Source organism: Psychrobacter sp. Pi2-1 (assembly GCF_904846645.1).
GTDB lineage: Bacteria > Pseudomonadota > Gammaproteobacteria > Pseudomonadales > Moraxellaceae > Psychrobacter.
On record NZ_CAJHBO010000001.1, the window covers coordinates 224,395 to 237,624 of the forward strand.

11 protein-coding genes are annotated in these 13,230 nt (G+C 43.7%); 6 read left to right on the top strand and 5 right to left on the bottom strand.

The genetic code is table 11. The features are described 5' to 3' along the window. Window positions 1-55: 55 nt before the first annotated feature. Entirely contained in the window at window positions 56-1,198 is a 1,143-nt protein-coding gene (hisC, locus tag JMX91_RS00825; RefSeq protein ID WP_201547257.1) for a histidinol-phosphate transaminase, read from the bottom strand. A 118-nt stretch (window positions 1,199-1,316) separates the two neighbouring features. Further along, a complete protein-coding gene (gene pheA, locus JMX91_RS00830; RefSeq protein WP_102092477.1) occupies window positions 1,317-2,489 on the bottom strand; it encodes a prephenate dehydratase in 1,173 nt (390 codons plus the stop codon). 742 nt (window positions 2,490-3,231) lie between these two features. Here pheA and JMX91_RS00835 point away from each other — a divergent pair. Both JMX91_RS00835 and JMX91_RS00840 read left to right on the top strand, forming a co-directional pair. Continuing rightward, on the top strand, window positions 3,232-4,176 hold the full coding sequence (locus JMX91_RS00835) for a transaldolase (protein ID WP_201547259.1): 945 nt from the start codon (window positions 3,232-3,234) through the stop codon (window positions 4,174-4,176). 110 nt (window positions 4,177-4,286) lie between these two features. Continuing rightward, on the top strand, window positions 4,287-4,754 hold the full coding sequence (locus tag JMX91_RS00840; RefSeq protein WP_201547261.1) for a hypothetical protein: 468 nt from the start codon (window positions 4,287-4,289) through the stop codon (window positions 4,752-4,754). Between the two features lie 151 nt (window positions 4,755-4,905). On the opposite strand, the gene JMX91_RS00845 is transcribed toward JMX91_RS00840, so the two are convergent. Beyond that, complete coding sequence (locus JMX91_RS00845) at window positions 4,906-5,472, bottom strand: adenine phosphoribosyltransferase (protein ID WP_201547264.1); 567 nt, start codon at window positions 5,470-5,472, stop codon at window positions 4,906-4,908. Between the two features lie 365 nt (window positions 5,473-5,837). On the opposite strand from JMX91_RS00845, the gene JMX91_RS00850 reads away from it, so the two are divergent. Beyond that, on the top strand, window positions 5,838-6,002 hold the full coding sequence (locus JMX91_RS00850; RefSeq protein ID WP_057759803.1) for a rubredoxin: 165 nt from the start codon (window positions 5,838-5,840) through the stop codon (window positions 6,000-6,002). A 27-nt stretch (window positions 6,003-6,029) separates the two neighbouring features. Then, window positions 6,030-7,079, top strand: a complete 1,050-nt coding sequence (locus tag JMX91_RS00855; RefSeq protein WP_102092481.1) for an alpha/beta fold hydrolase — start codon at window positions 6,030-6,032, stop codon at window positions 7,077-7,079. Window positions 7,080-7,238: 159 nt separating this feature from the next. On the opposite strand, the gene JMX91_RS00860 is transcribed toward JMX91_RS00855, so the two are convergent. Next, a complete protein-coding gene (locus JMX91_RS00860) occupies window positions 7,239-8,261 on the bottom strand; it encodes a WG repeat-containing protein (protein ID WP_201547266.1) in 1,023 nt (340 codons plus the stop codon). A 481-nt stretch (window positions 8,262-8,742) separates the two neighbouring features. Here JMX91_RS00860 and JMX91_RS00865 point away from each other — a divergent pair, with 481 nt between their 5' ends. After that, a complete protein-coding gene (locus tag JMX91_RS00865) occupies window positions 8,743-9,675 on the top strand; it encodes a DMT family transporter (protein WP_201547268.1) in 933 nt (310 codons plus the stop codon). A gap of 150 nt (window positions 9,676-9,825) precedes the next feature. On the opposite strand, the gene JMX91_RS00870 is transcribed toward JMX91_RS00865, so the two are convergent. Beyond that, complete coding sequence (locus JMX91_RS00870; RefSeq protein ID WP_201547269.1) at window positions 9,826-11,250, bottom strand: solute carrier family 23 protein; 1,425 nt, start codon at window positions 11,248-11,250, stop codon at window positions 9,826-9,828. 522 nt (window positions 11,251-11,772) lie between these two features. Between JMX91_RS00870 and JMX91_RS00875 the strand changes: the two genes are divergently transcribed. Then, window positions 11,773-13,206, top strand: coding sequence for an L-serine ammonia-lyase (locus tag JMX91_RS00875; RefSeq protein WP_201547270.1), 1,434 nt, complete (start codon window positions 11,773-11,775; stop codon window positions 13,204-13,206). The last annotated feature ends 24 nt before the right edge of the window (window positions 13,207-13,230 follow it).

Consider the following 13,230-nt stretch of genomic DNA (forward strand, 5'->3'; position numbering starts at 1 on the left):
ATTTCAATGGCTAATTAAGAACAATTTTTAAGTTAAAAAATATTAATAGATGCGTTTAGTCTTCAGTCAAAATAGAACGCAAGGTATCAATCAAACGCAGATTATCTTCAGCCAAACCTACTGTGATACGCAGCCAGTTAGGTAATCCATAAGCATCCAACGGACGGACGATAACGCCTTGTTCAAGTAACGCCTGATGGATAGAAGCAGCAGTTATATCTTCCATCTCAACCTGCACTTCGACCATAATAAAATTGGCATGCGACTTCACAAAACCCAATCCTAGCGCGTCAAACTGCTTTTCTAACCAACGCATTTGCTCATCGTTTATCAGACGAGTTTTTTCGATAAAGTCTTGATCGGCAAGTGCAGCAGCAGCAGCAGCTAAACCGACACGGCTGACATTAAATGGCTGACGAATTCGGTTTAGTAAATCCGCCACTGCCACCGAACTTAGAGCATAACCGACGCGCAAACCTGCCAGCCCATAAGCTTTAGAAAAAGTACGCACGATAATGACATTATCGAACTCATCCAATAGTGCGCGGTTGTTACTCTCAGGACTATACTCGATATAAGCTTCATCTAGTACCACCAAGACGGAGCTTGGTACACCAGCAACAAATTGGCGCAGCTCTTTTTTCTCTAGCTGCGTACCCGTTGGATTATTCGGATTGGCAATAAAGACGATTTTGGTATTCGGATTGTCTTGAACCGCTTGGCTCATGGCTTTTAGATTATGGCCGAAGCGCTGAGCAGGCACTTCAATGCCCGTGGCACCTTGCATCTTCGCTAGCATAGGATATACCACAAAAGCATACTGGCTATAGACGATGGCATCATCAGCACCCACAAAGCTGCGTGCTAAAATATCGAGCAAATCATCAGAGCCATTACCTAAGGTAATTTGATTGGCATTGACATCGTTAAAATCAGCCAGCGCTTGCTTTAGATAATAGCCATTGCCATCAGGATAGCGCGACAACTGCCCTAGCTGCTCAGTCACTGCTAGCGTCACTCGTGGGGAGCATCCCATTGGATTCTCATTGCTAGCCAGCTTGACCACATCTGAGACACCATACTCACGTGTCAGCTCCTCAATTGGCTTACCGGTTTGATAAGGTGCCAATGCCAAAATACTGTCGTAAGCTGGCGTTAACGGCGATAGATCTGACGCGGTCAATTGAGTAGTCTGCATGATTTATCCTTAGATGGTGTCTGTAAATGCTTTTTTTAATGCTATCTGCAAAAGCTAAGACCCATCTATTATGTATGAATACCAGTGAGTAAGCCTGTAATTGTCTATAGGTAGTCGTCTATAGGACAGCTTTTGGATATGAGCCCAATATGCGCAAATCTTTGACTAATGGACGAATATCATTGATGGCAGCGCTAACGTTTGGATCATTAACATGACCATTCATATCGATAAAGAATACGTATGCCCACTTGTTAGGACGCTCAGGACGCGTCTCAATACTGGTCATCGATACGCCATGATATGACAAAGGTTTCAAGATTTCGATCAATGCGCCGGCTTTATCATGAGCTGAGACGACGATAGAAGTTTTGTCTTGACCAGATGGCGCAATCGCCTCATGACCGATAATAAGGAAGCGTGTGGTGTTGCTTGGATTGTCTTCGATATTTGAGTAAAGCTTATGCAAGCCGTACTCCGCAACAGCAACATCACCTGCAATCGCAGCTGAATGCCATTCGTTTTTGAGGCGGCGAGCGGCTTCACCGTTGCTTGATACTGCAACGCGTTCAACATTAGGGAAGTTTACATCTAGCCAATGACGGCACTGAGCAAGCGACTGCTGATGCGAATAAATACGGCTCAAGCCATCAATCTTAGTATGTTCAGCAACCAAGAAGTTTTGATGAATTGGCAATTCAACTTCGCCTATGATTTTCAAAGTAGAAGATAAGAAGCCATCTAGAGTATGGTTGACGACGCCTTCTGAAGAGTTCTCGACAGGAACCACGCCATACATCGCTGTCCCCGCTTCGACTTCGCGGAACACATCAGTAATGGTTGTCATCGGCACGGTATCCGCGGCTTTACCAAAGTGCTTGAGCGCAGCGGCATGCGTAAAGGTACCGACAGGGCCCAAGAAGGCAATACGCTGCGGCGCTTCTAAATCTAAGCATACTGACATGATTTCACGGAATAAGCGCGCCATTTTCTCATCAGCGATTGGACCTGCATTACGCTCCATGACAGCTTTTAGTACCTGTGCTTCACGCTCAGGACGGTAAAAGATAGGATTGCTATTGTCATCAGCAGCGGTATGATTTTTCTTTACCATGGCTACTTGCTGAGCCAACTTTGCACGGTTGTTGATTAACGTTTGGATCTCACAGTCTACTGCGTCAATATTTTGACGAATATTGTCTAAAAACTCTTTTTCAGTTGCGGTATCGCTAGCGCCTGTAGTGGTTTGATTTAGATTATCCATTGTTTGCTCTGGTGACTGCTCGCTCATTACCGCCCATCCTTTTTAGATTTTATCGCTGTTAGATATTACTATTATTTAAATATCGCTATTACATTGCTATTACTTAGGTAGCTCTATTGCCAAATCTGACTGTTTTCTGTTTTTAGTTAAAGGCTAAGCCTGATGATAGAAACTATCTTCAAAATCAACCTCAAAACAGTCTATCAAAAACACCTTATATTGCTAGTACCATTTGGCGTTAATGCTATATTAGGGCGTGTTGAACATTCAAATGTGGTGCTGGCAGTGACTATTTTTTAGACAATATGCAGTGAAATTTTTGACGCCTAGTCATTCTAGGTTAAACAATTTCGCCATATATTGGCAGAAAATAGTACTGCCCTGAAAGGCTGATGCTAAAATCACCCCAAACGTCGTTGCAATCCTAGCTAAGGTCTCGACATTATCGTCGGCTTGCGCCTAGTTTGGTGCAATTTTAGCGATCAGCAGCCCTAATATTTGAATGTTCAACACGCCCTTACTGCCAAATACAGCAGCTTGATACATAGCCGGCTCTACTATAGCAAAAACTAAGGTCAGTGCCCATGCGTAAATGCGTATAAATATACCAACTGTTATTAATATTAGCACAGCTGAGCCAGATAACAGCGACGCATAGCATAACTATGAGGCAACACCTGCCCAAAACTGTGTTACAGTTCCAGTTCAGCTCCCTACTCTGTTATATATAAGAGGAGCATCATGTGATTAATAAGAAAAAGGATACCTGATGAGCGCATTACAACAGCTACGCACTATGACCACGATTGTTGCTGATACTGGTGACCTTGCCGCTATTGCCCGTTTAAAACCTATCGATGCAACCACCAACCCAAGCCTTATTACCAAGGCTCTGATTCATCCTGATAATCAAGGCATGCTGTCAGAGACCATGAGTCGTCATAATGGTGACGTGGATGCCGTGATCGATGCGCTGACCATTCAGGTTGGCTGCGATATTTTAGAGCTGATCGAAGGCCGAGTCTCTACTGAAGTGGACGCTCGCTTATCTTATGATACTCAAGCGACGATAGATAAGGCTCTGGCCTTTATGGATGCTTACCAAAAAGCGGGCGTCGATTCAGAGCGAGTATTGATCAAAATGGCGGCAACTTGGCAAGGTATCGAGGCGGCGCGCTATCTTGAGACTCAAAATATCCACTGCAACCTGACCCTACTGTTTGGACAACACCAAGCGATTGCCTGTGCAGATGCTGGTGTGACCCTGATATCACCTTTCGTTGGCCGTATTCTAGATTGGCAAAAACGCCAACAAAGCCGTCAAAACGTACCGTCTTCTGATGACATGGGCGTACAGTCAGTCAAGCTCATTTATCAGTATTACAAACAGCACGGTTACGAGACGCAAGTAATGGGCGCCAGTTTCCGCTCTACCGAGCAAATTTTGGCATTGGCAGGTTGTGACTTGTTGACGATAGCTCCCAACCTCATTGATGAGTTGGCAGCCATGGATACTGAGGTAACTCGCCAACTGTCTCCAAGTATGTCGATGGATATGAAGGCGATGACTCAAGTAAGCTTAACGCATGAAGAGTTTAGTGCTGCGTATCAGCAAGACAAGGTTACACAGGACTTGTTACCTAAGGGTATTGACGGTTTTATCGGGGCGCGTGACGAGCTGGCTAAGACATTAGCAGCCATTCGCGGACAATAATAGCCACACGACAGAGCACGACGGATACTGGGCTGGCACAAAAGATATTTGCCTACTAATAGTAAGTTGGCTATCATTACCTACTTCAAATGACAAGAAGCAAGGCTTATATGAAACGGCTATCAATATTATTGGCAGGCAGTGCTTTAGCGATCAGCGCCCAGGCAGTTAACTGGGTAGAGGTGTCCGAGAGCAGCTCTGGATCAATTTTTAGTATAGATTTGGATTCTATTGAAAGCTCTGACATCAGTATCATAGATGAAAAAGACGTCGAAAATATCACAGTATCTATCCTTAGAACCTATCCTAAAGACAAAGATACCGATAAAGATGACTCGAAGGAAGAAAAAAACAGTATTGACCATAGTGAGCAACAACTACTCATTTCATGTAAAGATGCCAGCTACTATAGACGAGCCTTTGTTAACTACGATGCTGAAGGCAAAGTAACCAAATCATGGCAGTCAGAAAAACCAATATTGACTACAAAAGACTTTAAAGTCACCACCCCAAAGACAGTCGGTCGTACGGTTATAGAGCAGTCTTGTAAGGACTACGAACAAGACGAAGAGCAATAAACACAGCCTACTTAACACAATACTAAAAAATATCAATACAGTATTAAAAAAAGCGTCCTGACATAGTATCAGGGCGCTTTTTTATTTGGAGAATCGTTTAATTATATCGACAATACGACGTGTCTAGTAGTCAAAAACATAGCAATCCATTTTAAGCTTTTAGTACCGTATAAACAGGTACTGGGAACTCGCCATGCAAGTCGACCAAGTCCAGTAACACTAACGCACCGACTACAGTATGGTCAGCCGATTGACACAGCTCGTAAGCAGTAGTCAACGTACCACCAGTCGCCAAGATGTCATCGACCAATAGTACGCGCTCAGGCGGCAGGTTATTTTGCATCTCAAGCGTGTCTTTACCATACTCCAGTGCATAGGCTTTGTTGGCAACAGGTGGCGGCAGCTTACCTGGTTTACGTAGCAAGATCATGCCTTTGCCCAAGCGGCCTGCTAGCATACTGGCAAAGACAAAGCCGCGCGCTTCTACCGCACCCAGACAATCTACCTCTTCCATAAGCCCTTCTGGCAATGCGGCAAGTAGCGCGTCAATGACAGCGTCAATATGACTGCGCAGTAACGGGGTAATGTCATAAAAATCAATGCCAGCTTTTGGAAAGTCTGGTACTGTGCGAATAATCTGCCAAAACGGATGGTCAGTATTGAGCACATGAGACGTCTCATTGTTGGTGGCGGATGTGGCGGCGGCATTGGTACTCATGATGACCCTTAGCTTATGTATTTAGATGGTTTAGTAAGTTTAGATAAGACAACAACTGGATGATATATCAGCGATAAATGCTAAGTATTACTGTGAATTTAGCGGCGATTATTATAGCATAATTGGTTTTCGTATGGCTGGCTGGCGTCCAGTCTTGTTATTAAGCGCTAATAAGGTAACGTATGTGATTGACTTGATAAAAGAAAAGTCATCTCAATATACAAGTGTAAACTTAACTATGAAAATTGCGGTTATATGCTAAACTACGTGCGTTTTTGCAGTCTAATATAATAGCTGTAATATTAAAAATGAGCGTTTATAGCACGCTGTAACTGTAATACTGGTAATGATCGATAGGACTATTTATGAAACGTTATGAATGTATTGTCTGCGGCTGGATATATGATGAGGCGCTTGGCTGCCCAGAAGAAGGTATCGCACCTGGTACTAAGTGGGAAGACATCCCTGATGACTGGACTTGCCCTGAGTGCGGTGTCGGTAAGCTTGATTTTGAGATGCTTGAGCTGTAGTAGATGACCCTCTAATTAGGACACTTCATGACAAAATCAAATGACATCAATAGTGCCAAATTGCCTGAAACGCTAGATAACAATCTAGAAGATCATCTGAATAACTACCCTACTCCTGAGTGGCGCAAGTTTGGGGAGCATCAATGGCGCGACTCTGACTTGAGTAAGCACCTTCGTCAAGCAATGATTGACATCGGTGATGGTATTGAGTTGTGTGTCGAAGCTGGCGGTAATCCCAATAATCCGCCGCTGCTTATGATCATGGGGCTAGGCTCACAAATGATATTTTGGCCAGACAATTTTATTAAGCGCTTTATCGATGCTGGTTTTTTTGTGATTCGTTTTGATAATCGTGATATCGGTTTGTCTTCTAAAGTACAGATAGAAGGCTTGCCGCGTATTAGCCAGCTTAAAATGATGGTACGTCTACAGACAGGGCTGTCTAATAAAAGCACACAGGTTGCTTATAACTTGACAGACATGGCTGAAGACACCGCACGTCTAATTAAAGCACTCAAGCTTGGCAAGACACATCTGCTTGGGGCTTCGATGGGCGGTATGATTGCACAAATTGTGGCGGCACGTTATCCAAGCTTAGTGCAGCGAATGGCGCTTATGTTTACCACGACCAATCGTGCGTTTTTGAAGCCGCCAAAGCCCAAACAGCTATATACCCTTATCAATCGTCCAGAGAGCCACTCTGAGCGTGATATCGTGCGTCATAGTGTTTGGTTTATGAAGACCGTTGGTACACCAGGTCATGTGAATGTGCGTATGGTCCGTGAAATCGCTAAGATTCGCTATCAGCGCAACTTCCACCCGCTTGGTACAGTACAGCAGCTCAATGCTATCTTGGCATCAGGCTCTATCAGCCGATTTAGTAAGCAAGTCAAAGCACCAACGATTGTATTACATGGTAGCGCTGATGGACTCCTGCCTGCCTCACAGGGCCGAGTCGTTGCCAAGACCATTCCTAATGCTACGTTCCATCTCATCGAAGGCATGGCACACGATATTCCAGAGTATTATCAGCCTTATATGGTTGACTTAATCAGTAATCATTTATCGAGCAAATAGCTTTAAAAACATCAATGTCGAAAAAAGAGCGTAAAACCTAGCAAAAAATCACAGGTTTTACACTCTTTTTTATTGTCTATTTAATCCTAGGGCGTGTCCTCAATTCAATCGATAGTTATCTAAATGGGTTAAAAATGAGGACACGCCCTAGTAATTGCATCAATCACAAGCAACACCAGCCCCTTCCTTATCAATACACATTTTATTTCCGTTCTTTAGGTTACCAATCCACGCCTTACCACCTGTAAATACAAAGGATGGTTTGCCCTGATAGCTATCGCTAGCGTTCACACCATTGTTAGCAAAGCGAAAAGGAATCACTAGCTCACCGCCTAAATTGACAAAGCCCCACTCTTCACCGATACGCACGCCAGCATATTCCTCCGAAAATGGACGCACTTCATCAAATGAGTACGTAATCATCGTGACATTATTGTCATCGACGAAACCCCATTTACCATCTTGCTGACGCGATTGAAGCGTCGTAAACCGCGCCGGTACAGACTGTGATGCTGTGCTAGATTTTTCGTTAGAAGAAGTGGATTTATTCACTGCCTGAGTGTCATTCTGAGCATTTGGAGCATTCGCTGCATTACCGTTTTTATCCACCCAACTGGTTGCACGGCCTTTGCGTACACGCGCCACCCCATTACGATAATTATCAATATCATCAATCGCTGCAGAAAATGAGACAACGGTACTATTGGCTGTGTTAATCACACCATAGTTACCCTCTTTTTTTACCACGATACGCCCATCCGATACAGGCCGCGCCCATCCTTGACTCTCTGTCAATATATCGTACATGGCAGGCACGACTTCGCGGCCCTGCATATTAAGATAACCGACTCGACTGTTACGCAGTACAGGCAACAGACCGCCCGATAATTTATCGGCATCGACTTTTTGATAACGTGACAAATCAACGACTCGTTTGCCTTTTTTATCGATTAACGCCACTGGCGCACCAAAGTCTTTGATCGCCAAAAAATAACTACTACTGGCCGTGCAGGAGACGTTTTTGTAATAACTTTTTGGGATTTTACAACTGGCGGCGTGTGCGCTAGGCATCAAAAACAATGCGCTAGATAGCATCGTCACGACGACACTGTATCGCGATATTTTTGGTAGCAAGCCAGACAATGTATGTGGCTGTTTTTTTGATAGCAATCGTTGAAGCATAAATAAACCTAGACAAATAATATAGATTGTTTGGTATAACAAATCAGACGTTGAGTACATTATATCGTCAATCTACTATACATGTGTTGCCGCGTTAATGTCGCTTAAAGTGCTACACACATATCCTCCGTGCAGAAATATCACTTGCATACATTATGCGCTTTCATACTCCTACGAATCGTCGCTCTGATACAAATATTTTGATATAAATACTATTACCCAATTATCATAAGTCTATTGTGAAAAACGCAGCCATATCAAACACTTTGATTATTTATTTGCGTCCAACATGCCCAATAATTTTCCTTACAGCGATAGCATCTGCATTCACCGTAATAAATTGTGGTTTTGCCATTTCATTTTGCACTTAAAACCACGACAATATGGCTCTATGTCAACATAAGTTCTGACATGATGCAATGATAATAAGAATGCTGTTATTCAAAATGCTGTTATCCAAATACTGTTATAAGGACAAATTATGGCTATTGCTTCAACGCGATCTGCACCTATTGGCTTAGTCATTGGTTGTATCATTTTTGGATTGGGCAGCTTAATTGTCGCTCACGTCGATATTGGTGGTTGGGCCATGTCGTTTTGGCGATTGGCTGTTTCTGGTATTGTATTTGCGGTATTGGCTAAGATAATGGGCCAACGAATGCCCAAATCAAGACGGGCCATTTTTTATGCGCTACTATCAGGGGCGTTTTTAGGATTAGATTTGGCGCTGTGGCATGAGAGTATTTATGCGGTTGGGCCTGGTATTTCGACGCTGCTTAATAGTCTGCAAATATTTTTCTTGGCTGCGATTGGGTTTTTGTATTTTAATGAGCGTCAGTCTATCGTGCAGCTTATTAGTTTGTTTTTAGCCATGACAGGCGTGGCGATGATAGGTAGTCCTGAATTTGCACATAACACCGCTGCGACTTGGGGCTTTGTCACTGGTATTGTGTCAGGTGCCATGTTAGCGGCTTCGATGACCTTTATCCGAAAAACGCATGACACTGAACCGACGCCTATATTTATGCTCATGCAGCTAATCAGTATCGGCGGCGTCTTAGCCATGATTGTACCGATGTTTGTATTTGACACAGGTAATATCCTGCCCAATACATGGTCTGAGATTGGCTGGGTACTTATCTATGGTACAGTGATGCAATGCTTGGCATGGGGCTTGATTGCCTACTCTATTCCTAAACTATCTCTGGCACTGACTGGACTGCTATTATTGACTGAACCTATTGCAGCCCTTGTCATTGACTATAGCTGGCTGGACAAGCCGATTAACACTTTACAGTGGAGTGGCGCATTATTAACGATGTTTGCTATTTACTTAGGCTCCTTGAAGCCAAAACCACGTGCCCTTCGCCGCTATCGGTTTTTTTCAAGATTTTATAAGCGAGATTATAAATAGTTCCGATACTGCTGTTCGCTACTACTGTTGCTCAATATTGCCATACAAAAAGCGCCCATGCTATCGATAGCATGGGCGCTTTTTGTTAGATGAGATATGCTTTGACCATCTTTATTTGATAGGCGCAAACTTCACTCTCATCAGTATTACTTATTTCGCTTCAGAGCTTTGGTTAAACAAGGCATTCAACACAATAGCGGCTAAAGTAGCAGTACCGATACCGCCTAAATCAAAGCCACCCAAATGCAAGCTAAAATTACCAGTACCCATAATGACCGTTACTGCTGCAATAATCAGATTGCTGTTTTTACTAAAATCAATATGGCTATCGATCCAGATTTTTATCCCAGCAACCGTGATAAGGCCGAAGATAACAATAGAAGCACCGCCCAATAGAGCCGCTGGGATGGTCTGAATGATCGCACCAAACTTTGGTGACAGTCCCAATATGATAGCAACCAAACCTGCTACGACAAATATCGTCGTGCTATACACTTTGGTAACCGCCATGACTCCAATGTTTTCAGCGTAAGTAGTAACACCTGTACCACCAAATCCTGCTGAAAAGGTCGTGGCTAAACCGTCCGCCAAAAATGCTCGGCCCATATAAGGAGTTACACGAGCCTTGGTCATGCCCTCTACTGCCTTAAAGTGCCCTAGATTTTCAGCCACCAAAATAAAGGCCACAGGTGCAATTAGGATAATAGCGCTCATCTCAAAGCGCGGCGTATGAATGCTTGGTAGTCCAAACCATGAAGCGGCGGCTACCGTACTAAAATCAATCGCAGTACCAAACCCTAAAATATTGGTCATGACGAAATAAGCAACGTACGACAGAACCAGACCGACGAGTAGCAACAGACGACGCAACATACCGCGAGTAAATACTGCCACACCACTAATGAGCAATACGGTCAAGGTAGCCATCCAAGCATCAAACTGATTGGCAGACACGCCTTGAATGGTCACTGGCGCCAAGTTAAGACCGATAATCATGACAATCGCACCTGTCACGATAGGCGGCATCAAACGCTCAATCCAACCTGTACCTGTCTTCATCACTAGCAGACCAATCAATGCATAAATGATACCGCAGGCCATAATACCGCCTAGCGCAACATTTAGATTGTCATTGAACCCTGCGCCTGCATAAGCGGTCACCGCGATGACTGGACCAATAAAAGCAAAGCTTGATCCCAAGTAGCTCGGCATGCGCCCACCGGTAATCATAAAGAACATTACCGTACAGATACCGGACATCAAGATAGCTAAGTTAGGATCAAACCCCATTAATAAAGGCGCAAGCACAGTTGCACCAAACATGGCAAACGTATGCTGTATGCCGAGCAATACGCTTTTTGATGGAGGTAAATAGTCGTTGATACCGACTGGATCACGATCCAAGTCACCCTTATAAGGACGCCATGTCGGAAACCAACGGCCATTTTCAAAATCTGGATTGTGCGGATAATTGATAGCGGCTGAATCAATGCCTGCAGACTCCAAGGCATTTTGAGTCGATAGATCTTGAGCGCTATTGTCTGACGCTGATGAAGGGTCTTTTTGAGATGGCATGCGCGCTTGTCCTATGTGAGCTAAGCTAAAGTAATAGGCTAGAATAACTGATAAAATAAGAATATTAATAAATGGACATATTTCTAAGGGCTTGTATAAATAGCAGAACGTTAAGTCTTCCTATCTATAATATGTCATCCCAATTCATGCATTTATGTTGTAATATGACAAACCAAAAGTATTATTTGGTATGATAGCCATATCTTGCTAGATGTATGAATACGGATATGTTTGACTGAAAAATTTAGTCTTTTTTAATCCGTCTTATTTTACGATGATAACCAACTTACAGGATGTTACATAGTTGTTGACTGCGAGCATGATAACGGAGTTTCAAAATAAATAAAAGTTATTATTCAACTGCCCTCAGTGCTCATTTACCTTATAACCTTCATAAATAGTGTCTCGCGCCCACCTATCAATGGTGACTAGGAGCGATGGCTATCTATTATATTTTTCACAAAAGCGCCCAATGCCATAGATAAAATAGGCTAAAGCGCTTAAAATTTTTGGTGACTTATTATGATCAGTGTTTTTGATTTATTTAAAATCGGCATCGGCCCATCCAGTTCGCATACAGTCGGACCGATGGTCGCTGCAAACTTATTTTTGACCTCGCTAACTGAGCAAATGGAACTGACTGCAGTTAAGACCATTGAGATTGAACTGTATGGCTCTTTGGCGGCGACCGGAAAAGGGCATGCAACAGATACCGCTATTTTACTAGGCCTACTTGGGCACACGCCTAGCACGATAGACACACGCATGACCAGTAGCTACCTATCTCCTATCTTCTCTGACAAAATTCTCAATGTATCAGGCACGCATACGATTGCTTTTGATACAGAGCAAGACATCTACTGGTATGATGATACTGTGCTACCTTATCACCCCAATGCATTGACGCTACGCGCTATTTCAAATGAAGGCGTTCGCTATCAGCAGACGTACTATTCTGTCGGTGGCGGTTTTGTCATTAATGAAGAAGATGCAACTAACCCAGACGAAGATCATGCCAGCCCGACCATCGATAGAGTTCCCTACCCGTTCAATAACGCAGCAGAGCTACTAGAGCAATGTCGTGAGCATGACTTGAGCATCAGCGAATTGGTACTAGCAAACGAATGTCACTTCCATGCCAAAGAAGAAGTATTTGCTTATCTAGATAGCATTTGGGAAGTCATGCAAGACTGCGTCAAACAAGGCTGTGAAAATGGCGGTATCCTACCGGGTGGATTAGATGTAAAGCGCCGTGCCCAAGATTTGCATACGCAGTTGTGTGCTGAAAAAGACCAACCTATCACCAAGACTGATAAGTTAGCAGCTATGGACTGGGTCGATTTGTACGCGCTCGCCGTCAATGAAGAAAACGCTAATGGCGGCAAAGTAGTCACGGCTCCAACCAATGGCGCAGCAGGTATCATTCCTGCCGTACTGCATTACTATCGTGACTTTTTGCCTAACTACAACCAAGATGGCGTTCGTAAGTTTTTGCTAAACGCCACCGCTATCGGTAGCCTTATCAAGCAAAATGCTTCAATCTCTGGTGCTGAAGTCGGTTGCCAAGGTGAAGTTGGTTCTGCGTGTGCAATGGCAGGCTCTGCACTGGCAGAAATCATGAATGGCATGCCAGCCAAATGTTTAAATGCGGCAGAGATTGGTATTGAGCATAATCTAGGCCTTACTTGTGATCCTATTGGCGGCTTGGTACAAGTGCCTTGTATCGAGCGTAATGCGATGGGCGCAGTTAAAGCAATCAATGCAGCACGTCTAGCCTGTAGAGGTAATGGTCAGCACTTCGTCTCTTTAGACAAAGCGATAGAGACGATGAAGCAAACAGGTGCCGATATGTCTGATAAATATAAAGAAACAGCACGAGGCGGTCTGGCGGTCTATGCTGACAATAGAATCCCTACGGCAACGCGCGGCGTCAGTGTCAATTACAGTCAATGCTAATCTAAATTCTCAAAAACTAATTTA

What these genes read in the sequence shown, in the direction of transcription:
- JMX91_RS00845 (WP_201547264.1), bottom strand. Translation starts at nt 5,472, where the DNA reads ATGAGTACCAATGCCGCCGCCACATCCGCCACCAACAATGAGACGTCT.
- JMX91_RS00835 (WP_201547259.1), top strand. Translation starts at nt 3,232, where the DNA reads ATGAGCGCATTACAACAGCTACGCACTATGACCACGATTGTTGCTGAT.
- JMX91_RS00875 (WP_201547270.1), top strand. Translation starts at nt 11,773, where the DNA reads ATGATCAGTGTTTTTGATTTATTTAAAATCGGCATCGGCCCATCCAGT.
- JMX91_RS00840 (WP_201547261.1), top strand. Translation starts at nt 4,287, where the DNA reads ATGAAACGGCTATCAATATTATTGGCAGGCAGTGCTTTAGCGATCAGC.
- pheA (WP_102092477.1), bottom strand. Translation starts at nt 2,489, where the DNA reads ATGAGCGAGCAGTCACCAGAGCAAACAATGGATAATCTAAATCAAACC.
- JMX91_RS00865 (WP_201547268.1), top strand. Translation starts at nt 8,743, where the DNA reads ATGGCTATTGCTTCAACGCGATCTGCACCTATTGGCTTAGTCATTGGT.
- JMX91_RS00860 (WP_201547266.1), bottom strand. Translation starts at nt 8,261, where the DNA reads ATGCTTCAACGATTGCTATCAAAAAAACAGCCACATACATTGTCTGGC.
- hisC (WP_201547257.1), bottom strand. Translation starts at nt 1,198, where the DNA reads ATGCAGACTACTCAATTGACCGCGTCAGATCTATCGCCGTTAACGCCA.
- JMX91_RS00850 (WP_057759803.1), top strand. Translation starts at nt 5,838, where the DNA reads ATGAAACGTTATGAATGTATTGTCTGCGGCTGGATATATGATGAGGCG.
- JMX91_RS00855 (WP_102092481.1), top strand. Translation starts at nt 6,030, where the DNA reads ATGACAAAATCAAATGACATCAATAGTGCCAAATTGCCTGAAACGCTA.
- JMX91_RS00870 (WP_201547269.1), bottom strand. Translation starts at nt 11,250, where the DNA reads ATGCCATCTCAAAAAGACCCTTCATCAGCGTCAGACAATAGCGCTCAA.